This window comes from Dysgonomonas sp. HDW5B (assembly GCF_011299335.1).
Classification (GTDB): Bacteria; Bacteroidota; Bacteroidia; order Bacteroidales; family Dysgonomonadaceae; genus Dysgonomonas_A.
Genome location: NZ_CP049858.1, coordinates 3,404,434 through 3,429,328, shown reverse-complemented (window position 1 = coordinate 3,429,328; position 24,895 = coordinate 3,404,434). Strand labels below are relative to the sequence as shown.

The following is a 24,895-nucleotide window of genomic DNA, read 5'->3' as shown; positions in this document are numbered from 1 at the left end:
TTTCGAGTCCGTAGCGGTTCGGGCAAAAGGCACAGTCTTGATTTTTCGTTTCGTTTTGTATCAAGACAAAATGAAAAACAAACCCGATAGAGTACGTTAGAAAAATAGGAAACTCAAGTCACAACTATTAATCTCTTATACTTGGATGTCAATAAAAAATATGAGACCTTACTTTCAAATTATATAAATCTCTTATATTTGTAAAACAGCAGATTAACAACAATATATTCTTTATACTTAACATTCTATGATTACCATTCGCCCTGCTTCGATAAAAGAAAAAAGGAAAACCTATGAATGGCTATGCCTTTCAGATACAGCATCTATGCATATGGGTGCGCCCGATTTTCCAGAAAACCCAATCCCTACTTGGGAAGAGTTTGAAGAGGGTTTTCAAGACTTCTATTATCAGGAAGACAATTGCCATTTAGGTGCAGTTATGATTATAAAGCAAGATAACGAAGAGATTGGTTGCATGTGTTATGCCTGCTTTCATCTCAATCCTCAGATCGCAGAACTGGATATATGGCTTAAATCAAAAGAATATTGTGGTAAAGGGTATGGCACAGAAGCTCTGAAGAAAATGATAAAGCATTTGAACTCTCAACTCGGTATTAGTAAATATATCATCAGACCTTCCGAGAGAAATATCGGAGCAATAAAATCATATCAAAAAGCAGGTTTTAAACATGTAGATAACAAAGAGGAAACTATAAGCGAGTATCTACTTGAAAAATATATCAACGACTACAGTGAAGGGGATTATGGTATAGAAAACACAGCTGTTTTAACTTTAACACTATAAGATTAGAATCAAATTAAATACTTAGGTCGAGAAAATATAAAGAGTCTCATTTAGATCGTACAACAAAGCATTCCTGTAACCAACCATAATAAACAGGCGAACTTTTTTTTCGAAAGGATATATTTAAATTAATAGACTAAAAGTTAATTAGCGTTATACTCAGCATACTAAAAACACGGTGTTCGTATCCCACTAAACCTTCATTTTCCACATTTCATAGATAAATAACCCATATTTATCGATTATTATTTAGTGTACAATCATTTTGGTATACTTTAGAAAAGACAGCTATATCCTATTAGATAAAATTAAGTGAAAAAATATTATCATAGACAGGTTCTATAGAATCAATCATCTAAAGTCACTAAATGAAGAAGCAATTAATTACAGCCATAAGCCACAGTCTTGTGTGGATCTGTTTTTTTCTTATAGTTCCGTTAATGCCAATGCGTCCGGGAGAATCTATCAATCTATACACGATGGTTCCTTTTTTTTGTGCCTACGCCTATCTCATTGTATTCTTCTACATAAATACTCATGTGCTACTGCCTCGGTTGATAGAGAAAAAAAAGTATCTATTTTATGCACTTTACATCTTATTTATTTTTCTCATCTATTTCTTCATACAAAGACTTATATGGCATAACTTTAACCCTATAATGAACGGTCCTCCACCTCCACACGAAATGTTTGAAGGTAAACGCTTTTCTGAACGAAATGACTTATTACCGTGGAGGCAGATCAGCTTGTCTTTTTTTCAATTCTTTTTGTTCTTTATATTAAGTATCGGTTATAAGATAGCGTTATCGTGGATTTCTATAAATCAGCGAAACAGAGAGATTGAAGCCGAAATGCTTAAATCGGAATTATCTTATCTCAAAGCACAAATTAATCCTCATTTCTTTTTCAACACATTGAATACAATATATGCACTGACTCTAAGTAAGTCTGAAAAAGCAAGTGAGGCAACACTCCTCCTGTCACAAATAGTGAGGTATGTTTTAGATAAATCAAAAGAAGACTTTGTTAGTTTACAGGAAGAAGTATTGTATCTCGAAGATTATATAAATCTACAGAAATTAAGATTTTCGACCACACTCAACGTAAATTTCAATATCGTTGGAAATCCGGATAAATATAATATAGCCCCTTTAATAATGATTCCCTTTATCGAAAATGCTTTTCAGTATGGAGTCAGCACCCATTATACTTCCGAGATTGATATACTGATAGAAGCAAAAGAGGATAAAGTATACTTCAAGGTAAATAACCATATTTATAAATCGGATAATAATGTGTTTGACAGAAATTCTATCGGGATAGAAAATACACGTAAAAGACTTGATTTGATATATCCCGGCAATTACAGTTTAGTGATAAACAATCAAAACGACTCGTTTCAGGTCGAACTGTTTATTAATTCTCAGGATAAACAATAATTAGCACGTTTACTGATATTCTTCAAAACAAAAAAAGGTCTGAGACCTTGACTTATAAACAAGATAATTAAGCACTCAAAACAATGATAAATTGCATTATAGTTGATGATGAACCTCTGGCATTAGAAATATTAAAGAACTATATTGAAAAAATACCGTTTCTTAATCTTATAGGCGAATATACTGATGCAATTAAAGTACTTACCGATATCGGCAAATATTCTGTCGACCTTATTTTTTGCGATATAGAAATGCCCGACATCAATGGAATTCAGTTTGCCGAAAGTCTAAAAAGCAGCAAAAGACCAATGTTTGTTATGGTATCCGCACACAACAAATATGCAATAGAAGGTTTTAATCTTGATGCTATCGATTATTTACTGAAGCCATTTTCGTTTTCACGCTTTCTGAAAACAACGCAAAAAGTGCTGGATTACCATACTACCCACAACTCGAAATATGAAACCATACTGGAATCGGTTTCCGAAGGAGATGATTCTACTGATTTCATATTTGTAAAGTCGAATAATAAACTGCTGAAAATTAATTTTTCGAATATTATATATATCGAAAGCTTAAGTGATTATATAAAGATACACATCGAGGATTCAACCCGTTCGATACTCTCACTGAGCAGTTTAAAAAGCCTTGATGAAGTACTTCCGTCCAATCAGTTCAAGAGAATCCATCGATCCTATATAGTTTCTTTATCGAAAATAAAAGCAATTGAAAATAGAAGAGTATTGGTAGGAACAAATGTTTCATTACCTATCAGTAATTCCTATTATGACGATTTATATAATTCATTGGTTCATAACAACATTCTCCGATAAAATACAGCTTTTTTATTTATATTAGTGGATAAATGATATTTATCCACTAATATTCTTTAATCTAATTTGTGACGCTTAAACCATGTTTCGAATAGCGTATAATTAAATGTCAATAAGAAATACGATTCGCGAATATAGCTAGTGGGAGACGATGCGGTATTACCATATTCTAATCCGAAATTCAGTAAAGAACTCGAACCAAATCTGGACAAAACAGGATAGCTGTATCCTACCGAAACCGAAAAACCTATAGCACTCTTATTCTCAACCTGAATATAAGATCTCGAAACAGCAGCCCCCACCTGATACTGGCTTTGAGTTTTGTATCTGAGATAATCCGTTTTAGGAGTGTATCCCAGTCCCGCTTTTAATTGATGAAAGTCTACAATTTTAATATTATCGATACCCGACTTTAAACCACTCCACTGCTGATATTGATAATCCATACCAAATATTATTTTGCGGCTAGAGGAGGAAAACCCTAACCCTATATTTTGAGGAATAAACTGAGCCGAACTTCTGGCATTTTGTTCATCGATAAGCGTATATTCACTATCGTAAACCTCTGTTGTATTATCAAAGTTCAACCTCTGCTTATAACCATAAGTAAGTCCTAAAACCAGATTTTTCTGGTGGTATTGTAGACCTAAAGTATTGTAAAACTGAGAAGTTCTTGACTTTTTGGAAAACAAGTAATCCACCTGATTTTCGGTCTGATTGATAGTACCTCCAACATACATCGAAGTAATACCAAACGAAAAACGTTTTCCGAGCCTTAAAGCATTAGACATATACACACTGTAAAGTCCCCCACTCCCTTCCATATATACACTCTTGGTTTGCGTAGTTCCCTCAACATCCACTGTATTATATATTTGATACCCCACATTTGTAAAAGGCTTTACTCCCACAGCCACACTCCATAAAGGCGAAGCTCTAAAACCGAAAGCTATCTTTTGGAAATTGCCGTTAAATGCACTTTCCGAATTAGACTTAGAGGAAAAAGACGACTGTCGTACAGACCCTGATATATCAAAAATAAACCTCAAACTATCTAAAGCCGTAAGCCCTGCCGGATTCAAAGGATTCAAATAATCATAATCTCTTATTCCTACTCCAACACCTGCCATACCTGATGTTCTGCTATAATCGCGGGTTTCGATTTCGCCTATACCTAACATTGAATACGGAGAAGAAGTAGTTTGGGCATTCAATGTATTGCATACGATAACAATAAATAAACTTACAATAAAAACTCTTCTGTTATTACTTATCATAAACCACGAAATATATAACTAATTTAATCCTGTTTGCTGCATGTTTTGAGTCTCCTATAACGAGGCTCTTAAGCGTATTTGCTTTATCAGTATCACTCAATTGTAACTGAAGCGTTGTACTGTTTACACCAAATTTCCCCAATTCGGATTCTATATAATCCGATATATCAAAAATGTAATAAGTATTTTTATTATATATCTTATCTTCCTGAAGAGTGCCTGTTTGCACCGAAGTAGTAGTTCCATCCACATAAAGCTCCATAGGCTTTCCGTTTTCATCCAGATAATTCAATGCCAGATTAGCCGGAAGAGGGGTAAAAGCATTATACGTACCTTGCACCGGATAGACATACAGATAGGCTGTCGAAATTTTCACAAAGTTCCCCATCTTCAAGAGGTTATTTATATACGGAAATCTCAACTTTATATACAATCCGGTAAGTCCTTGCAGATACAGTTTATTCTCAGTCTCAGCTGATGATATGTATTGATTTCTGAGACTTAACGGAGCTAGTAATGTGCCCGACCTGTCTTGCTTGATATTCGAAAACGCCGTAGTCGCACTTGCTTTTATATCCATTGACTTTTCGACAGAAGATACTCCATAAGTATGATAATATAACCTTATAACAGGGTATGACTCACCTAACTCAAAAGCATTAATAGTAGCATTGTCGGTATCCCCCGAAGATAAACGCAGTCCTTTAAAATATCGCTGGAAATTTTCTTCCGAATCTAAAGTATCCGATTGAGCCTGCATCATCCTGATGAGTTCCAGACCAAATTCGTCAGGCAATCTCACCTCCAAAAGGCTGTCATTTGCCGATAATTCTGTGGGTCTTTTAAATCGGTAGCTAACCCATGGATTGGCATCCGCCGGAACCGAAGAGGTGTTATAAAGTTGGCTTTTATCGTCCAACTCTATTATTTTCTTTAACTTATATAAGTTTATCGTTTGAACCTGTGTTGTATCACCATAATGAAAGTCATCGTATTTAAGGATCAAGCTGATCGAATCGAGTTTTACTTTGACAGTAGCCTCGGAACCAAAGTCGGATGAACTGTAAGTCGGATTACTGAACATTAAATAAGATTCGGCAGTAATAGTTCCAAAATCGGAAGTTATATATCGCCCCATAAAAATCCTGCTTAAACCGGATGTTACTGCCGAATCCGACAACCCTGTATATAATTCGACAGTAGAAGTGTCGATAAGTATATTTCGGGCTGCCGGAGAAACCAGATTATCACCAACTGAAAAGTTATCATTTATACATGATGTAAAGAACACAATAGTAATGACAGTAAAATAAAGTAGATATTTCATTGAATTGAATTAAGTAACATAAAAATGTATTGCTCCGTTTTATAATTATAACTGTCATTGATATTATCCAAATCTAAATAGCAAAGAGGCTTAAGATGGATAAATTCAAAAACAGGTTTAATCTTTGACGTGCAAATGAATCATCAAAATATTAAACCCGAAAATTGAATCTACCTGCATATTTCATTTGTCTTTGAATAACCGTTTCATATCCATAATTACCCAAACGGGTCAAAAAATGGCTTCTATATTACTTTACAGACAGTTTTATGATATCTGTGGAGTAAAATCTGCCATTGGCAGATATTTATTTTTATAAATACTTTGCCGATATATATTTGTACAACTTTTAAGCAAAATGATATCGTACAAATACAAAAATTATGAGTAAAAAATTTCTATTCTTTTTATTATTTCCCTCCTTGTTATTGTTTTTTACTTCATGTTCTGATGATGATGAAGATTTAATCGGAAACTGGGTAAAAAGTTCCGATTTCGAAGGAGTTGGCCGAGGTGATGCGTCTTCTTTTGTAGTTGACAATAAAGTATATGTTTTTGGAGGATATGACGGGAAGAAAAGGCTAAAAGATATATGGGAGTATAATTTCGATCAGGGATACTGGACTCAAAAAGCCGAATTTACAGGTGTCGCCCGAAGTGCTGCTGTTGCTTTTGCCATATCGGACAAAGGATATATAGGAACAGGATACGATGGAGAAAAGTATTTACAGGATTTTTGGGAGTTTGATCCCACAAATAATATATGGACTCAGAAAGCTAATTTCAGAGGGTCGGCACGATATGGAGCCACTGCATTCAGTATAGGCGGAATGGGTTATATCGGAACAGGGTACGATGGTAATTACCTGATGGACTTTCATAAATACAATCCCGCTACCGATATTTGGGAAGAGAGTGTGAGTATAAAGGGTTCGAAAAGAGCATTTGCGACTTCTTTTATTGTTAACGATAAAGCCTATGTAGTTTGCGGAATGAATAATGGCAGTTACGTTACAGACTTCTGGGCATTTGATCCTACAACATCTTTATGGGAGGAAAAAGCTCAAATAGCCAATAAAACAGACAATGATTTTGACGATGATTATACTACGATTAATCGACTGAACACGGTTTCTTTTGTTATTGATGGTAAAGCTTACATTGCAACAGGTGAAGCCGGCTCTTTAGTGAAAAATACGTGGGAATACAATCCTATAACCGACCGATGGAAAGAAAAAACTGCCTTTGAAGGTACTGCTCGAAGTGCTGCTGTTGCATTTGCTGTTAAGGACAGAGGTTTTGTTTTAACAGGTCGCAGCTCTTCGTATTATTTTGATGATATGTGGGAGTTCAAACCAAATGAGGAGTATAATGAGTATGACTAAAAAACACATTATTATTACCATTATCACAGTTTGTGTTGTACTTTTTTCTTATCATATCGTTAACCGAAAAAATCACCTTGCGGTAGAAACATACAGAATTGACAATGGCTGGGGATATAAACTTACTAAAGATTCGAAAAAAATAATAGATCAGCCCTACATGCCTTGTATAGAGGGTAATCATCCTTTTCCTCAGGAAAGCATGGCTCTACGGACTGGTGAACTGGTGATGGAAAAAATAAAAAAACACGAATATCCTGCTATTACAAAAAACGAATTAATAACCATTCTAAAAAAATAATGGAATAAAAGCATACAATTGCATTCTTATAATACACTGTTAAACATCAATTAAGAGCTATTTAGTTAGCTCAAAAGCCTCGATTTAGTCGGGGCTTTTATTTTTCGGACATTATACTCTCACCAAGTATGCACAATCAATACAAATAATATACTATTTTTGCATCGAACTAAAAAAAACACGAATGGATTTAGGAAATCTTCTAATTTTTGCAATTATAATTATTACAGCCATTACAAGTTATATTGGTTTTAATAACAGGCAATTCTTTGATCGATATAAGTTTAGTACTTATGCTATCCTCGAATTGAAACAATACGACAGAATGCTTACGGCTGCTTTTCTGCACGCCGACCTTATGCACTTGTTGTTTAACATGCTTACTCTGTACTTTTTTGCACCTACGCTGGTTGCCTATGTTGGTCCCGTACAATTCCTCATATTATACTTAGCTGCTATTATAGGAGGTAATACGGTTTCGTTGTGGATGTATCGCAGAGATTCAATTTATACCGCCATAGGAGCTTCAGGAGGTGTATGTGGTGTATTATTCGCTTCTATTGCCATGAGTCCCGATCGTCTTATCGGTTTCTTCTTTATCCCTATGCCGGGATGGGTATTTGGAATACTATACTTGGCATATTCGGTATACGGCATGAAAAAATCATTGGGAAATATAGGACATGCTGCTCACTTAGGAGGTGCTGTTGTAGGTTTACTGTTAGCGATATTATTTGTACCGCAAATACTTTTGGTACATGGCTATCTTATCGCATTAATGTCACTGCCTATTATTGCTTTAGGCTATTTTGTATATAAAGAAAAATAAAAGTCACATCGCTTTTTATAAGTAACATTATAAGAAAATCCCGATCAGGTTTAACTTGATCGGGATTTTTGTTTTCTATTATAAAAGGGTCTGTGATCTTAAAAAGCTAAAGCCTCTAGAATATCTTTTTTCAGGTCTTCTATATGTTCAAGACCTACCGATAGACGTAGCAGATTATCTTCGATACCCATCACTTGTTTCATTTCGGCAGTAAAAGTGCCATAGATGGTAGATTCGGGATGTATAATCAGAGTTTTATTGTCAAATAAGTTGGTTGCTCTACGGATAATTTTCAGACGATCCATAAAACGGTAACAATCATCTTTCGTTGCCAAATTAAAGGTCAGCATTGCACCCGGATTAGAGGGGAACAGTTGATCTGAAATCTTTTTATAAGGCGAACTTTCTAATTTAGTATACCCAACCTTCGTTACTTTATCATTATCCGAAAGAAATTGAGCTAACTCATAGGCAGTTTGTGACATATGGTTGAAACGCAATTGTAGAGATTCCATTCCCAAAGCTTGTAGTGATGCCGTTTCGGAATCCATACAAGCCCCCATATTGCGGGCAATTTCGCGTTTTATTTTAAACATAAATGCCGACATAGAAGCGGTAGGTGTTACTTTCGACAGCTTCTTATTTTTCGACCAGTCAAAAGTTCCATAATCGAGAATAGCACCACCAACACTCGTTGCACCACCCGATACATATTTGGTAGTAGAAACAACTTCGATATCTACACCCTGTTTTTTTGCAGAAAATCCGCACCAAGGTACAATAGTAGTATCTACAATTAAAGGAACGCCTTTTGCTTTGGTTATGGCAGCAATCTTTGGAAGATCGGCTATTTCCATATGAGGATTGGTTATCAATTCGCAAAAGAAAGCACAAGTATTATCATCCATAGCAGATTCTATTTCCGATAAGTTATCGGTATTTACGAATCTTACCTCCACTCCGAATTCTGCTAATGTAAATTTAAATAAGGAAAAAGTGTTGCCAAATAAATGAGGAGATGTTACAATATTACTACCCGCATAAGCCAGTGTCATAAATGTATTTGAGATAGAAGCCATACCCGAACTTACGAGCATTACATTTTCGGCACCGGATGCCGCTTTTATCCTCAACTCCAGATTTTCTACCGTAGGGTTAGATATACGAGAATAAGTGTGAGTATCGGTTTTGTTTTGAAAAGCATTTGCAATTGCTTCCGAAGACGGATATTCAAATGCTGCATTCCGATAAATAGGCATACTTATAGCTCCGTGTGCATCTTCCTTTTTAAACTTAGCACCAATTACACGAGTAGCAAATTTCTCGCTTTGACAATCTTCTAATTCCATAATAACAATACTCTATATTATTTTTCCAATCAAAGGTAGTGTATTTAGAAATAAACTGTCTCTTTTAAAGAAAATATATCGAGGTTTTTCCTGAAAAAAGCATCTGAAAACAAAATATATCTCCTGCCGAAGAATACACAAAACACCTCCTCTTTTTATTTGATTACAAAGATAACATTCATATACGTATCATAATCAGCCTTTTTTATTATGGAATAACTGACTTTTCCGTCATCGGTGATATTGGTAATATTCATCACATTTTTATCATAATAAGTAACGTAGTAATATAATTGATCGGCACTCGTATAATAGGGTATATTAGCAGGTGCTGTTGGATTTTTGTCAGACGGGATATTAAACTGTTTCTTATATTCTTCATAGAGATCCAGCGGAGTAGATACAACTCCCAGATTAGGTGTCGGAATATTTATTGAGGGCATATAAAAAAAACGGGTCTGATTTTGGGTAAGACAAATCCATTGCGAATCAGTTTCAGTACCAATATTCTGAGATATGCATTGTTTGTCGATGTCATAGACCAGAAGTCCATTGGCAGGAGTAGGTATAGCTTCTTTATCAAGCGTGGTAAGCCTAGGAAGAAGAACTCCCTGATTAGGGCTGCTGATTTCGAGGGCGGCAGTACTATGAGGGCTTTCAGTATTCACTCCGATTTGGCTATGAGCCAAATGAGAAATAAACAAGGTAAGTGTAAGTAATATTATTCTATTCATCTTGGTTATTATTGTAGATTAAGTAAAGAATAAAATATATTGGTATATTTTATAGTTGTAACAATCTATATTTGTTATACTTGCCAAAGCAATAAAAAGGTCTGTGACCTTAATTGGGCAGAAGATCACTTCTTATCATTTTATTGGTAACTATTTTACATTCAGCTATCGTAGAGGCTATAGTGGTAATTTTACTATTTTCGGGTAAACCATTAACCAGATAAGGGGTGACCCGAATGGTGTAAACTCCTTTATTTTCATATTTATGGATTTGTTTATAAGTGGTTACCGAAGCACTCATATTATAATCTTTTACAACAGGAGTACCGTCTCCGAAATTCCATTCGAGATAGGCTATTTGCTGAGTTCCACTGCCAATGGAGGGAATCTCTACACTGTATTCGGCATCATTTCCTACACAAACCAACTCTTTCCCTTTTATCGGTTTTATATTAAAGAAAGAGGTAATGAAGGGAGGAAGTCCCAACTTTGGCAAACGAGGAGATACAAACTTATTGGGAACTTCGGCTATTTGAGTACCTCCATTATCCGGATCCAGAATAATCCATAAAGAAGACTGCATATTTCCTATAGCATATATCCTGTTATCCGGTCCTAATTGTACATTATCAATATTAGGTAAAATCTTTGTAAATGGAGCTGATATATTATTAATCGGCTTAACATAAAGTCCTCGATGTTCTCTCTCAATAGCCGTAAAATAAAGATAGTTAGCAGTGGGTGAAAATTCAAGACTGTATAGGTTCTCAAGAAAAGTGGAAACAAACTGAAAACTTGAAGCTTTACCTGTAGAGGTGTCAAAATTTCCGATAGTTAGATAATGATCCAAACCAAATCGGTAATCGGCATGAATAATACGTTTACCATCAGGTGATATTTTAATAGCACCTACACCGATACTACTAGGAGCAATTGTTGGAATCCCCAAATCCATACCAATTTCTGAAATCACCGGAGTAACATTGATTCCGGCAGAGGTAATCAGCCAAGCGAATATCTTACTTCTGACACGACTTACCACCCAATAATCTTTTCCGTTGGCATGCCCTACTGCTGTTAGGTTTTCATAAGCATGATTGACGGGATAACCAGAACTTCCAAATGTGAGAGATACGTTTTTTAGTACCACAGCTCCCAATCCTCCATTGGCAGACATATTTACTGTTGAGTAACAAAGACCCGGTGCTGTATTATTTCGATCAGGAGCCGTTACAATATAATATAAGGCAGGGTTATCGGGCACAGGAATGACAATACCCGAATTGGTAGAAGATGGATGCCCTAAAAGCCCGGTACCATTTTGCATAACAGCCAAATTCTTATTATAAACTGTCATTCCATCGGAAGCGAACAAAAAATTACCATTTATATCTGATATAGAAAAACAACCTTCAAAAGTATTTATGGGGCCCTGAACAGTACTTGGCACCCCTAAAACATTTCCTAATGAAGTCGATTCTGTGTGGGTATTAGAAAAATCGAGACCTGTATTAGTTCCAAAATACCAATGGTAGGCTTGCTTCTGTGCATATACAGATATGTTTAATATACAGATAGCTATTAAAAGTATTATTCTCATTCTTTTACTTATTTTGGTTACTTATTTTACGACAAATACAACGTTCATAAACGAATTATAATCAGCCACTTTTATAATTTCATAGCTCACTTTTCCGTCATTGCTTACACTGTTGATTTTAATAACATCCGAATCATAATAGGTGATATAATAGTGAAGGTCGGTTGCTACCGGAAAATAAGGGATACCTGCCGGAGCACTAGTGCTCTTTGCCATAGGAGTAGCAAATTGTTTTTTGTATTCGTTATAAAGATCTAAAGGTGTGGCAACTACTCCAAGCGTTTTGGCACTGACTGCAACAGAAGGCATATAGAAAAAACGTGTTTGGTTCTGTGCAAGACATATCCAGATAGGATTGGTTTCACTTCCTACGTTTTGAGAGAGGCATTGCTTATCGGTATCATACACTAACAGTCCCGAAGCCGGACTGGCAATAGCTTGTTTGGAGGTAGTATTCATGCGGGGTAAAAGCACACCTTGATTGTTAGTGGGACTGGTTATCTCCAGAGCAGCACTGCTATGAGGGGTTTTGGTATTGATTCCGACCTGGGAGTAAAGGGGAATTACGATAAAAGTTAAGATCAGTAACAAGATAGTTTTCATTTGTTTATATGAATTAGTTAGTAGATTTTTCGATATTTCAAAGAAAAAGCAGCAGCCTGTAATCGCTACAAGCTGCTGCCAAACATAGCTGTGCCATAAGTAAACACATAATTCATACCAATTTTGAACGACAACAAAAAACAAATCGGTAATACGGAAACGTTTACTCAAACAACTATCAATGTATTTATAGGGGAAATATTGTTTACAACAAATTTGTGTGTAGAAAAGACACAGAAATAAAAAAAGACGGAAAAATCCGCCTAAAATATTTTTATTACCAGCACGGTTGCTAGTTAACTCTCTCTCTCTCTCTCTCTCTCTCTCTCTCTCTCTCTCTCTCTCTCTCTCTCTAATATTTCAACGCACATTACCAAACCTAAATAGTTAAAATTTAGATCATTACAGGTCAATATGTTTGTTAATTTCGTTGTCATTATCAGAGTAAAGAGTTATTTTACAGGGGCAAAGTTAGTATTTATACTGAAAGAGACAAATTTTCATTTATAAAATTTGTCTCTTTCGGTTTTCGTATAGTATCAAACAGCAACTTCTCCTTTTATATGGGGATGCGGATCGTATCCTTCTAATTTGAAGTCTTCGTATTTAAAATCGAATATGCTTTTTACATCGGGATTAATGATCATTTTAGGTAAAGTTCTCAAATCACGTCCTATTTGCATTTTCAACTGATCAATATGATTAGTATATATGTGTGCATCTCCCAAAGTATGGACAAATTCGCCCGCCTCAAGTCCCGTAACTTGCGCCATCATTTGAAGCAGTAAGGCATAAGAGGCAATATTGAAAGGAACTCCCAAAAATATATCCGCACTTCGTTGATATAATTGTAGGCTTAATTTACCATTAGCTACGTAAAACTGAAAGAATGCGTGACAGGGAGGCAAGTTCATGTTTGGAATATCAGCTACATTCCACGCACTAACAATCAGACGACGCGAATCGGGATTATTTTTAATAGAATTTACAACCTCAGTAATCTGATCGATGTGCCCTCCTTTATAATCGGGCCACGAACGCCATTGAAACCCGTAAATATGACCTAGGTCTCCATTCTCGTCAGCCCATTCATTCCAGATACGGACTCCGTTATCCTGCAAATATTTGGCATTGGTATCTCCGGCCAAAAACCACAACAATTCATAGATAATCGATTTCAAGTGTAATTTTTTAGTCGTAACCAAAGGAAAACCATCCGCCAAGTTATAACGGCTTTGATGACCAAATACACTGATTGTGCCGGTGCCGGTACGGTCTTCTTTTTTGACTCCTTCGGTCAAAACACGCTGTACTAAATCTATATATTGTTTCATTTTTTCGTTATTAAGTATTATTAATGATTTATTGCCGCATTACAAAGTTATAAGAAACTTCCATTATGACATTTTGAATAGCCATAAATGAGAATAAATTTGTAAAACATGCTTTATAAATATGTTCAAAAATAGCATAATTTTAGATCATTGTCAATAATATATTTCATATATTGTGACCCTTAGCCAAAAAAGTCAAATACTTTTTTAACGTCAAACTTTAGTAACATTATGGGATACTGTATTTTTTCATTCGCTGCCGATGTCGAGAAGGTTAAACAAGTTTTTGATTCATGCGATTCTTTATTATTCGATCAAATTCAAGATAATGAAGTATTTAAAAACTACGCAAGCCAAGATTTCGAAAATCACATATCAACCAGAGAAGCTCTGCGTCACATTATACATGGGGAACCTTACCGCAAACATTCAGCTCATGCCTATTGGTATGCTCTAATCTCTATTTTTGCTTTTCTCGGACATGAGCTACCATACAATCAGGATATAGAATTAGACAACGAAACCGAACTGATAGATAATTATCTGAGATCTGACTTTGGAATAGAAACCACTGTTGCAGAGATATTACTCAATAATTTCCCTGATTTAGGCCTACCCGATGTAGCTACATTTCCATTAGCCGGAGCTATAACTCATTCCGATATAAGTCAGTTAAGCAATGACTTACAGGAGGTGGTATTGTCAAACAATCAAATAGAACTTTTATGGCATACCCAAAGCGAAAAAGACGAAATTAAAGCCTTTGTATACAATAGCATCAAAGGCTTTAAAGATAATATAGACTTCTGTTATGAAAACAACCTGAGCCTTATTTCATTTTGTCACTGATGCACCTTATCTGCCGCATTCAAAAACGGAATATACTTAAAGCGATACTCCGAAATAAACATGGAAAGAAGAATAAGACTTCCTCCAATAATGGTACGCATAGTGATAGGTTCGCTAATCAGCACATAAGCAGCTATGGTTGCAAAAATAGGTTCACACAAATAAGTTAAGGCTACTTTTTCTTCTTCTATGTATTTTTGGGACATATTTTGCATTCCATACATATAAGCTGTAGCAAATATACCTGTAAATAAAACAGCTCTCCACACATTCCAATCCATAGGTAAAACTAAGTGGTTAATATCAACCGTCATAAAAGCAAGCACAGCATACACTATTGTGCATGTATACAACTGTACAATTACTAACGATATGGTTTCGACCTTGCGATTATATTTTCCGACCAGTAGCACATAAGCAGCAAAGGCAATTGCACCGCCTACGGCATACATATCTCCCCTATTGAAGCCACTACCGGCCGAAGCCATAGCAATTACATACAAACCGACTAATGCCATTGTACATGCCAGCCAAGTTTTTGGCTTGATCGATTTACGAAATACAAAGAATTTCAAAATGGGTATCAGTAGTACGTCCATACCCGAAATAAAAGAAGCGTTAGCTGATGATGTATACTGCAAACCAATAGTTTGTAATAAGATAGCCAACAAAAGAGGTATACCTACCCACACTCCATATTTTACTGTTTGCCAATTGATTAGCTTTAACTGCTTAAAAAACAAGACAGATAAAACCAGTGCAGCCAGTAAGAAACGATACATTAAAAATGAAAACGGATGTACAATAGAGATGCCTTCCTTAACAAGTGGGAATGAGATTCCCCAAAAAGCGGTACCTAGAACTAAAAGAGCTAAGTAAATTCTACTTTTCTTCATTACTCAAATAATTTAAATTTTACATTAAACTATTAGGGCATGTAAAAACTAAAAATTTACAAAAGGTTGCATATATCCCCAATTCTCTTCCCTAATGTTGGGATACAGCGCGAAAAACCTTATCTGGGGTGCAAAGTTATAACACTTTGATCAAAAAAACAACCCTCACAGTAAAAAACTGCAAGGGCTATTTTTATGAAAGAATATATTTACCTTACTTATTCGGGCCAATCGGCAATCACAGTCTTACGATCGAAAGTATAAGCACTGAAATACCCTAAAGCACCTCCCACGATATTGTTTGTAGGGTTAGTTTGAGAATTGCCTATGCGTCCCAAAGTTTCGAAGAAAGTATATGCACCTTTGTCTAATAACTGATGTTCTACTGTAATAGTATCACCTTTCTTTATTGGGTCCTCGTCACTACCGTTTTCTTTATAAGCCGGAATTATACGGCTTAGATAAAAACCTTCGCGATCATCGGTGTCTGTAGCATCTTCTTCCATTTTTTTACGTTTGCCATTTATATACAATAACTCACGATAATAATTTTTAGAACCTTTAGGATCCTGAAAATGAATCATCGGAAACGCATATTTAAATAAAGGGATATAATACATGGTAATAGAATCGATCTTCACCGTATGCGGAGACATGGTAGATGATGCTGTATATTGTTGTCCATCGACATTTACTTTCAGATTGTAAGTACGTCCGGGAACACCTCTCAGATTTATTGCTTTATAAATACCCGAAGTGTCTATCTTCAATGTTTCAGTATTCCCTTTATCATCCGAAACCGAAACAATAGCTCCTAAAACAGGGTCAAATGTATTATTACCGCTAAAGTCCTTCGACATAGTAAGCCTTACCGTAGCAAGCGAATCGGCAGCTATAAGCCCTTCGATCACCAACTTAGGCTCTGAGGATTTGAGATCCACATCTATCTCCTTTTCACAAGATGTGAATATAAATGCAGACACTATTGCAACAATGGTTAGTATATATTTACTGATACTCATTTTTTATCTGAATTTTAATTTATAAATAGTGTACAATCTTAGAATCTGAAATTCCAAGAAATAGATGGAACAAAACGGAACAAAGAATACTGATAAGCCGTAGATTTAGAAGGATCGTCATCGTTGGTTCTGAACTCAATCATATAAGCATTTTCACGTCCATAGGCATTATATAAACTAAATGCCAATTCGGAATAAAATTTCTTTGTTTTCTTCAAAACACAAGTTGCACCTAAATCCAGACGATGATAATCGGGAGCCCTGTAACCGTTTCTCTCCGTATAATATACTACCTCTTTACCATCAATCTGGTATTTTCCACTTGGATAAGTAACCGCATTTCCTGTATAATATACAAAGGCAGCCGATAAGTTCCATTTTTCATTCAAACTATACATAGCTACAAACGAAATGTCATGTGTTCTATCCTGAACGGCATCATACCATTTATTATTATTGATCCCGTCAATCTTTTTTTCAGATTTAGATAAAGTATAACTAACCCATCCTGAGAATCTTCCAACACGCTTCTTCAACATCAATTCAATTCCATATGCTCTACCCTTACCAAATAACAGTTCGGTTTCCACATCATCATTAGTAAAAGTCAGTGCATTATCTTTAAAATCTATCTGATTTCTCATGTCTTTATAGTATACCTCGGCACTAAACTCAAACAGATTATTGGCAAAATTACGGAAATAACCCAATGTAAATTGATCCGCAATCTGAGGTTTTATATTATTTGAAGTAGGTACCCATCTATCAAAAGGCGAAGCAAATGTAGGATTAGAAAGCAAGTGCATACTTTGAGTAGTGCGTGCATAAGCTGCTTTTATAGAAGATACCTCATTCAAACGATATGCCATAGAAAGACGTGGCTCTAAGTTGAAATATGTTTTCACAAACTCGCCCGACTTATAAGATACAGTATCAATTACCTCGTGATTTTCATTCAGATTATAGAAATCTCCCGCTCCCAGAACCGAAAAAGCAGACAATCTCAACCCGTACATTATTTCGAGACGATCGGTTGCTTTCACCGTATTCGAAGCATACAATCCATTTTCCCATGAATATTTATTTTTCAGATGTTTAGAGACACCTTTATCTTCTGCGACATCAAACTTTCCGGGAGCCATATCATGATAAGTCGAATGTACTCCGAATTTCCATGAAGAAACGCTGTTTTGCGTAAAAGTAAACTCCTGTTTCAAAGCATAATCATTTATTATAGATGATATACGCAAATCCTGATTCATGTCTACTGCCACATTGTATGAATATCTATTGTAGATTAAAGCTGTAGAAGAAGTCCATTTATGCCCCATCAGTCTGGTCCATTTAAGCGTCCCCACAGTGTTACCCCAATCAGTATCCACCACATCGGTTATACCCAGCTTATCCATACCCGAATATGCGGTAAAAGTCAAACGATCTTTATCCGATAGGTTGAAGTTTAATTTCATATTCAAGTCATAAAAATACAATGTAGTATTTTTCACATCTTCCGATCCAAATGCACGAGCTATCACATCGGCATAAGTACGTCTTGCTCCTACTATAAAACTGGATTTACCTTTCTTAATAGGACCTTCAACATTTAATTTCGAAGAGATAAGACCCAACCCTCCATTTACATGATAATCCTGATTATCTCCGTCGCGCATTTGCACATCAAGAATTGAAGACAAACGCTCTCCGTATTGCGAAGGTAAAGCTCCTTTATACAAGGTAACATCTCTAACCATATCTGAATTGAAAGCCGAAAAGAATCCCATCAAGTGAGAAGCATTATATATACCTACATTATCAAGTAAAACAAGATTCTGATCGGCACTACCTCCCCGAACATAAAAGCCGGTTCCACCCTCTCCGGCCGATTTAACACCGGGCATCAATTGAATAGCTTTTACAACGTCGCGTTCTCCGAAGAGTACAGGCAACTGATTAATTTCCTGAATACTCATTTTCTCTACGCCGGTTTGTACTCCGGCTACATTTTCATCGGCACGTCTCGAAGATACCACCACCTCATTCAAATCAATAGAAGAAGATTTAAGCGATACATTTTCGATAATATCCTTATTCAAAGATATCTTTACTTTTTTATCTTCATAGCCGACATATTTCACGACTAAAGTATAGTCCCCCTTTGGTAAAGTAATTTTATACTCACCATCCTGATTCGTAAAAACTCCGGTAGATAACTTTTCGGTTACTGCTACAGGCACCCCTATTAAAGGATCTTTTGTCCTTTCATCTGTAATTTTTCCTCGTACAGTATAGTTTTGTGCCACTGCCACAAAAGGCAAGAAAAACAATAATGTAACCCAAAAACTCAACCTAAAAATTTTGCTCATTATAGTATTTAAATTAGATGTTGTCTGTTTTATATTTTTTCGCGAGCTGCAAAGATATTAAGTAACTAAAAAGTATTTAATGTACATTCCTATCCCATATACCCAGCTCTAATCGTTTAACCTATAGCAACACAAATAGCTCTATGAGCCTAAAAGCTCCGTCTTTAACAATAAAATAATACAATAATCTGTCTTTTTGATTATAAATATAATCAAGGGCACAAATGTATGCTTCTTACTGTTTTTATGACGCAAAGATATGAGGCCTATAGGCAATACAAATACGGAATAAGTTTTTTTAACTCTTAAAAGAACCGGTAAGTCTATGAAAGTCTATTTGATATACATTAATCATTTTCTTTACCACCCTATTTTATCACAAAAGAATAACAAATAACCGCAATAGTAAAGAAATTAATGACGAACTACACTTTTAACAGGATAAACTGCAAGATTATTATGATATGTCACAAGTAAGGAACCTGTACACCGAAATGATCCTTTGTTTTCGAAACCTCTATCTTTTTATTATATAGTGCATATTGTTTCTGAAGATTACTTAATCCGTGGCCACTCTTTTCGACATTCAAACGTGGCTGGAGATTATTTACAACTTCTATATTTTCCGCAAATATATTCACATTGACAATTAATGGGTGTTCTACAGAAGCCACATTATGCTTAATTGCATTTTCGATCAATAACTGTATACTAACGGGAATTATCTGCTTTTGGATGTCAGTATTTCCATTTATATTAATCTTTAAAGCATCTTCGAACCTTATCTGGAGTAAATAAATATAAGACTGAAGGAACAATATTTCCTCTCCCACCGGTACGCTCAATCGTGTGTTAGTAGACAAAAAGTACCTATATATATTCGATAATTTCTTAGTATATATATTTGCTCTATGAGGATCTTCGAATATCAACGAAGACAAGACATTGAGACTATTGAATAAAAAATGGGGATTGACCTGAGTCTTTAGAGTCGCATATAAATACTCTACACGCTCTTTCTCTATAATTGCAATGTGCTGCTGAGATTTTAAATGACGTTGATTATAAAAAAACAGTTCTAATATTAAAATTATAAAAGAGTTACCCAATATTAATATAATAATGGATGGAAGAGTCGGATAAAATGGCTTATCAAAAAATAAACTGCCAAGTACATAGTTAATCGAAAAAGAATATAGGTATGCGAATACGAAAGATACAAACAACTCAAAAAGAACACGTATGTATAGAATATCTTTATATTTAAAGTATTTGTTAGAGGTATGAACAATCAATAAGCTCACAAATGACATTAGCATTACAAAAGGCAAATCGTAAAGAAGTCCTCTATAAAAATCCCCACCATTCAAACCGGTCATAACATAGAAGATCCACTCAAACAAAAATTCAAAAAGAGCGATAAGCACAATAAAGAGTATAATATTACTCTTCCTATTCCCCCCCATAACTACTCTATTTTTATTATTCAACATCATCAACCCACTTCAAAAAATCGGTAACCCGTACCCTGCTGACTAAAACTTCGTGAGGGCACTCCGGCTGAAAAGAAAGTTTAAGACGGCTATTAAAAAACTTCGAAATATTTCTGATTGCCTTTATATTGGTTATGCAATTGCGCGAGACTCTAAAAAATATAGATTTCCCCAGAAGCTTATCCAATTCATCCAACGTATAATCAATAATGTAGCGTTTATTCTCAAATGAATGAAGAAATACAGCTTTATCCTCGCTATAAAAGAAAGCAATGTCCTTAGCCTCAATATAAAAATAAGAATCGCCCTTCTGAATCAAAAAACGGCTCTTTACCTTTTGTGTTATTATTTCGCCCAACTGTTTATAATCAAAAGATGCTTGTTTCGATTGATAAAACTGCTCGTATTTTATCAAAGCACTTGTCAGATCATTCTCTTCAATAGGTTTCAATAAATAATCGATACTATTTAATTTGAAGGCTTGTACCGCATGCTCGTCATAAGCTGTAGTAAAAATAATAGGCGTATTAATCGAAATATGATTGAATATTTCGAAGCAATCTCCGTCCGCCAATCGTATATCGAGCATAATAAGATCCACCGTATTGTTTTTCAGGAAATCAACAGTTTGCCCTACAGTCTCTGTCCGTTCGGAAAGAACATATTCAGGACGCAGATGAGTAATCATACGCTTCAATTCCTCATACGCCAATCGCTCGTCTTCTACAATCAGATACTTTATCTGCTGATGAATTTGCATCATATTTTAGGAAAATAGAGTTTATTGTCAAAGGTATAACATTATAGATATTTTTTTTGCACAAAAATTTTATTTCGGACAGACTTCAATATTCTACTGATAAATTTCAGAAAATAGAACCCTGTATTAAAAATTTGATGCACATTTCTATTTTTTTTATACTTTTAAGTTCGATTACGAGCTATTTTGCATTGCTTATATATACAGGAATACCAATAAACAAAACATGAAAACATCAATTTTAAAGGCTTTATTTATCTCTGCCCTTCTTTTTACAACAGTGGTGCTGCACGCACAAAACCGTGATTGGGCAAATATTAACCGTTATAAAACCAATAACAAAGAACTTGTGGAAGCTAAAAAGCAAATCGAAACAGTATTTATCGGAAACTCCATTACCGAAGGTTGGGTAACTCTTGATCCTATTTTTTTCACGAACAATAATTATGAAGGAAGAGGCATCAGCGGACAAATAAGTGCCCAAATGCTACTCAGAATGAGAGAAGATGTAATTAAACTAAAACCACGCGTAGTTGTTATAAATGCAGGTACAAATGATATTGCAGAAAATGCCAACGTATATGATCCCGAAATTACATTGGGGAATATAATATCAATGGTTCAATTGGCACAGGCTAATGACATTAAAGTTGTTCTGGGATCGGTACTTCCGACCAATCATTTTCGTTGGAATCCCGACATTACAGATGTAGCCGGTAAAGTAACAGACCTGAATAGCAGAATTAAAAATTATGCCGATGCAAATCACATTCCCTATATCGATTATCACACAGCACTCAAAGATAAAGACAATGGTCTTGACGTAAAATACGGAGAAGACGGTGTGCATCCCAACATAGAGGGATATCATATTATGGAACCTTTGGCTAAAGAAGCGATTAATAAAGCATTAAAACAATAAGTAAGCGATAATGCGATATATTGTCTGAGCATAGCCACATAAGGCTATGCTCTTTTTTTATCCAGAACTCTAAATCTGACATTTTGACACAGAACAAGCTATGGCAAATAATTTGCAGATCAATTAATAAACAAAACATAAACGAACTAAAGAAAGGAGATATAATATATGAATTTCAATAACTTTACTATTAAATCTCAAGAGACTTTACAAAAAGCAATTGAGATCGTCAGAGAGAGAAATCAACAATCGGTAGAAACTACACACCTATTATTATCAGCCATTTTAACAGGTGATAATATTGTTAATTTTCTCTTTCAGAAACAAGGAGTAAATCCTCAAAACTTAAGCATCCTTCTCGAAAGACAAATAGACTCTTATCCTAAAGTAACGGGAGGAGAACCTTATTTGAGCAGAGAAAGCAATGCTGCATTGCAAAAAGCAACTGATCTGGCTAAAAAAATGGACGATCAGTACGTATCTATTGAGCACATTCTACTGGGAATACTTGCCGAAAAAAGTACAGCTTCTCAAATAATGAAAGATGCGGGTATCACCGAAAATGGTTTGAAGCATGCTATCACCGAACTTCGCAAAGGAAGTAAAGTAGACAGTCAATCGGCAGAAGATACTTATCAGTCACTTGAAAAATTTGCTATCAATCTGACACAAAGAGCCAGAGATGGTAAACTAGACCCTGTAATAGGTCGTGACGAAGAAATCCGCCGCGTATTACAAATATTGAGTCGCCGTACCAAAAATAACCCTATACTAATAGGTGAACCCGGTACAGGTAAAACAGCCATTGCCGAAGGATTAGCTTACCGGATTATTCGTGGAGATGTACCCGAAAACCTCAAAAGCAAGCAAATCTATTCACTGGATATGGGTGCCCTGATTGCCGGTGCAAAATACAAAGGAGAGTTTGAAGAACGTCTTAAGTCTGTGGTAAATGAAGTAACCAAATCAGAAGGCGAAATCATCCTTTTCATCGACGAAATACACACTTTAGTAGGAGCAGGAAAAGGCGAAGGAGCCATGGATGCTGCCAATATATTAAAACCGGCTCTTGCACGTGGTGAACTCCGCTCGATTGGTGCTACCACCTTAGATGAGTATCAAAAGTACTTCGAAAAAGATAAAGCTCTCGAACGTCGTTTCCAGATTGTGATGGTGGATGAACCCAGTGAGTTGGATACAATCTCAATACTTAGAGGGTTAAAAGAGAAATACGAAAATCACCATCAGGTACGTATCAAAGACGAAGCAATAATTTCGGCAGTTCAACTTTCGAGCCGTTATATTACCGATCGTTTTTTACCCGACAAGGCAATTGATTTGATGGACGAAGCGGCAGCAAAACTTCGTATGGAGGTAGATTCGGTTCCCGAAGAACTAGATGAAAAAAGCCGCCGCATCAAACAGCTAGAAATTGAGAGGGAAGCTATCAAGCGTGAAAACGATAAAGATAAAGAAGCTGAACTAAGTAAAGAAATCAGCAACCTGAAAGAAGAGGAAAAAGACCTCAAAGCTAAATGGCAATCGGAAAAGGATGTCATCAATAAAATTCAACATAACAAAATTGAGATTGAGGATGCTAAATTTCAGGCTGATAAAGCAGAGCGCGAAGGTGATTATGGCAAAGTAGCCGAACTTCGCTATGGTAAAATAAAAGAACTCGAAGCCGAGATAGACAAATTACAAGCTCAACTTCATGATATGCAAGGTAGTACTGCCATGGTAAAAGAAGAAGTCGACGCCTTTGATATTGCCGATGTAGTATCCCGATGGACAGGCATTCCTGTGAATAAAATGCTCCAAAGCGAACGTGATAAATTACTCAACCTAGAAGATGAACTCCACGAGCGTGTAGTAGGTCAGGACGAAGCTATTATAGGAATCTCGAATGCTATACGTCGAAGTCGAGCAGGCTTACAAGACCCAAAACGTCCTATCGGATCATTCATCTTTTTGGGAACTACCGGAGTGGGTAAAACCGAATTAGCAAAGGCTTTAGCTGAGTTTTTGTTTGACGACGAAAATATGATGACCCGCATCGACATGAGCGAATATCAGGAAAAGTTCAGTGCAACCCGCCTTATCGGAGCACCTCCCGGATATGTAGGTTATGACGAAGGTGGACAATTGACCGAAGCTATTCGACGCAAGCCATACTCTGTCGTACTGTTTGACGAGATAGAAAAAGCACATCCTGATGTATTCAATATACTGCTGCAAGTATTGGATGATGGTCGTCTGACTGACAATAAAGGTCGTGTAGTCAATTTCAAAAATACGATTATCATAATGACTTCTAATATGGGATCGGGACTGATAAGAGAGAACTTTGCAACTATAACCCCCGAAAATCATGACGAAGTTGTAGAGACAACAAAAAAAGAAGTCTTAAGTATGCTGAAGTCGAATATCCGTCCTGAGTTTTTGAATCGGATTGACGAAATAATTATGTTCCAACCGTTGACGGAAAAGGATATAGAAAAGGTTGTGAAGATTCAATTAGAAGGTCTAGTCAAACTACTCCGAGGAAATGGTGTGAGACTTGAATTTTCAGATGCAGCCATAGCATGGATTGCTCATAAAGGATACGATCCTGAGTTCGGAGCCCGTCCTGTGAAGCGTGTAATACAACGTCAGGTACTTGACACGTTATCAAAACGCTTATTAGCTCAATCCGTAGACAAATCAAACCCTATCACCGTCGATATAAAAGATGGTGAACTGGAGTTTAGAAACTAATCAGAAACAGACTATTA

21 protein-coding genes are annotated in these 24,895 nt (G+C 35.8%); 9 read left to right on the top strand and 12 right to left on the bottom strand.

Annotated elements, in window-relative coordinates:
* The first annotated feature begins 247 nt into the window (after positions 1–247).
* The 3 genes from G7051_RS14260 to G7051_RS14250 all read left to right on the top strand — a co-directional run bounded on the left by G7051_RS14260 (position 248) and on the right by G7051_RS14250 (position 3,077).
* The gene (locus G7051_RS14260) at positions 248–805 is read left to right on the top strand and encodes a GNAT family N-acetyltransferase (RefSeq protein ID WP_166201269.1); all 558 of its coding nucleotides are present in this window, start codon (positions 248–250) and stop codon (positions 803–805) included.
* A 368-nt stretch (positions 806–1,173) separates the two neighbouring features.
* Positions 1,174–2,244, top strand: a complete 1,071-nt coding sequence (locus tag G7051_RS14255) for a sensor histidine kinase (protein ID WP_166201267.1) — start codon at positions 1,174–1,176, stop codon at positions 2,242–2,244.
* An 83-nt stretch (positions 2,245–2,327) separates the two neighbouring features.
* Entirely contained in the window at positions 2,328–3,077 is a 750-nt protein-coding gene (locus G7051_RS14250; RefSeq protein ID WP_166201265.1) for a LytTR family DNA-binding domain-containing protein, read from the top strand.
* Between the two features lie 56 nt (positions 3,078–3,133).
* On the opposite strand, the gene G7051_RS14245 is transcribed toward G7051_RS14250, so the two are convergent.
* Both G7051_RS14245 and G7051_RS14240 read right to left on the bottom strand, forming a co-directional pair.
* Positions 3,134–4,354, bottom strand: a complete 1,221-nt coding sequence (locus tag G7051_RS14245) for a hypothetical protein (protein ID WP_166201263.1) — start codon at positions 4,352–4,354, stop codon at positions 3,134–3,136.
* Entirely contained in the window at positions 4,344–5,681 is a 1,338-nt protein-coding gene (locus G7051_RS14240; RefSeq protein ID WP_166201261.1) for a DUF4270 family protein, read from the bottom strand. The genes G7051_RS14245 and G7051_RS14240 overlap by 11 nt, the downstream gene beginning before the upstream one ends.
* A 383-nt stretch (positions 5,682–6,064) precedes the next feature.
* Here G7051_RS14240 and G7051_RS14235 point away from each other — a divergent pair, with 383 nt between their 5' ends.
* The 3 genes from G7051_RS14235 to G7051_RS14225 all read left to right on the top strand — a co-directional run bounded on the left by G7051_RS14235 (position 6,065) and on the right by G7051_RS14225 (position 8,196).
* Entirely contained in the window at positions 6,065–7,066 is a 1,002-nt protein-coding gene (locus tag G7051_RS14235; protein ID WP_166201259.1) for a kelch repeat-containing protein, read from the top strand.
* Positions 7,053–7,367, top strand: coding sequence for a DUF4907 domain-containing protein (locus G7051_RS14230; RefSeq protein ID WP_166201257.1), 315 nt, complete (start codon positions 7,053–7,055; stop codon positions 7,365–7,367). Before G7051_RS14235 ends, G7051_RS14230 begins: the two co-directional genes overlap by 14 nt.
* A gap of 184 nt (positions 7,368–7,551) precedes the next feature.
* Positions 7,552–8,196 carry a rhomboid family intramembrane serine protease gene (locus G7051_RS14225; protein ID WP_166201255.1) on the top strand — a complete coding sequence of 215 codons (645 nt, stop codon included), beginning with the start codon at positions 7,552–7,554 and terminating at the stop codon, positions 8,194–8,196.
* A gap of 98 nt (positions 8,197–8,294) precedes the next feature.
* Here G7051_RS14225 and G7051_RS14220 read toward each other — a convergent pair whose 3' ends face one another.
* From G7051_RS14220 to G7051_RS14200, 5 genes are all read right to left on the bottom strand, one after another.
* Positions 8,295–9,545: a PLP-dependent transferase gene (locus G7051_RS14220; protein WP_166201253.1), complete on the bottom strand. Its 1,251-nt coding sequence runs from the start codon at positions 9,543–9,545 to the stop codon at positions 8,295–8,297.
* Positions 9,546–9,700: 155 nt separating this feature from the next.
* Complete coding sequence (locus tag G7051_RS14215) at positions 9,701–10,279, bottom strand: hypothetical protein (RefSeq protein WP_166201251.1); 579 nt, start codon at positions 10,277–10,279, stop codon at positions 9,701–9,703.
* A gap of 109 nt (positions 10,280–10,388) precedes the next feature.
* Entirely contained in the window at positions 10,389–11,879 is a 1,491-nt protein-coding gene (locus G7051_RS14210) for a hypothetical protein (RefSeq protein ID WP_166201249.1), read from the bottom strand.
* Between the two features lie 21 nt (positions 11,880–11,900).
* Positions 11,901–12,482 carry a hypothetical protein gene (locus G7051_RS14205; RefSeq protein ID WP_166201247.1) on the bottom strand — a complete coding sequence of 194 codons (582 nt, stop codon included), beginning with the start codon at positions 12,480–12,482 and terminating at the stop codon, positions 11,901–11,903.
* 539 nt (positions 12,483–13,021) lie between these two features.
* Complete coding sequence (locus G7051_RS14200) at positions 13,022–13,816, bottom strand: thymidylate synthase (protein ID WP_166201245.1); 795 nt, start codon at positions 13,814–13,816, stop codon at positions 13,022–13,024.
* Between the two features lie 231 nt (positions 13,817–14,047).
* Here G7051_RS14200 and G7051_RS14195 point away from each other — a divergent pair, with 231 nt between their 5' ends.
* Positions 14,048–14,665, top strand: a complete 618-nt coding sequence (locus G7051_RS14195) for a hypothetical protein (RefSeq protein ID WP_166201243.1) — start codon at positions 14,048–14,050, stop codon at positions 14,663–14,665.
* Here the strand turns inward: G7051_RS14195 and G7051_RS14190 are convergent.
* From G7051_RS14190 to G7051_RS14170, 5 genes are all read right to left on the bottom strand, one after another.
* On the bottom strand, positions 14,659–15,561 hold the full coding sequence (locus G7051_RS14190; RefSeq protein ID WP_166201241.1) for a DMT family transporter: 903 nt from the start codon (positions 15,559–15,561) through the stop codon (positions 14,659–14,661). The genes G7051_RS14195 and G7051_RS14190 overlap by 7 nt on opposite strands.
* Positions 15,562–15,779: 218 nt before the next feature.
* Complete coding sequence (locus G7051_RS14185) at positions 15,780–16,583, bottom strand: DUF4249 domain-containing protein (protein ID WP_166201239.1); 804 nt, start codon at positions 16,581–16,583, stop codon at positions 15,780–15,782.
* A gap of 38 nt (positions 16,584–16,621) precedes the next feature.
* Positions 16,622–18,946 (bottom strand): TonB-dependent receptor, encoded by a 2,325-nt coding sequence (locus tag G7051_RS14180; RefSeq protein ID WP_166201237.1) that lies wholly within the window; start codon positions 18,944–18,946, stop codon positions 16,622–16,624.
* A 467-nt stretch (positions 18,947–19,413) separates the two neighbouring features.
* The gene (locus tag G7051_RS14175) at positions 19,414–20,442 is read right to left on the bottom strand and encodes a sensor histidine kinase (protein WP_166201235.1); all 1,029 of its coding nucleotides are present in this window, start codon (positions 20,440–20,442) and stop codon (positions 19,414–19,416) included.
* Positions 20,429–21,199, bottom strand: coding sequence for a LytTR family DNA-binding domain-containing protein (locus G7051_RS14170; RefSeq protein WP_166202815.1), 771 nt, complete (start codon positions 21,197–21,199; stop codon positions 20,429–20,431). The genes G7051_RS14175 and G7051_RS14170 overlap by 14 nt, the downstream gene beginning before the upstream one ends.
* Before the next feature lie 226 nt (positions 21,200–21,425).
* On the opposite strand from G7051_RS14170, the gene G7051_RS14165 reads away from it, so the two are divergent.
* Complete coding sequence (locus G7051_RS14165; RefSeq protein ID WP_166201233.1) at positions 21,426–22,121, top strand: GDSL-type esterase/lipase family protein; 696 nt, start codon at positions 21,426–21,428, stop codon at positions 22,119–22,121.
* Positions 22,122–22,289: 168 nt separating this feature from the next.
* The gene (clpB, locus tag G7051_RS14160) at positions 22,290–24,878 is read left to right on the top strand and encodes an ATP-dependent chaperone ClpB (protein WP_166201231.1); all 2,589 of its coding nucleotides are present in this window, start codon (positions 22,290–22,292) and stop codon (positions 24,876–24,878) included.
* Positions 24,879–24,895 lie beyond the last annotated feature (17 nt).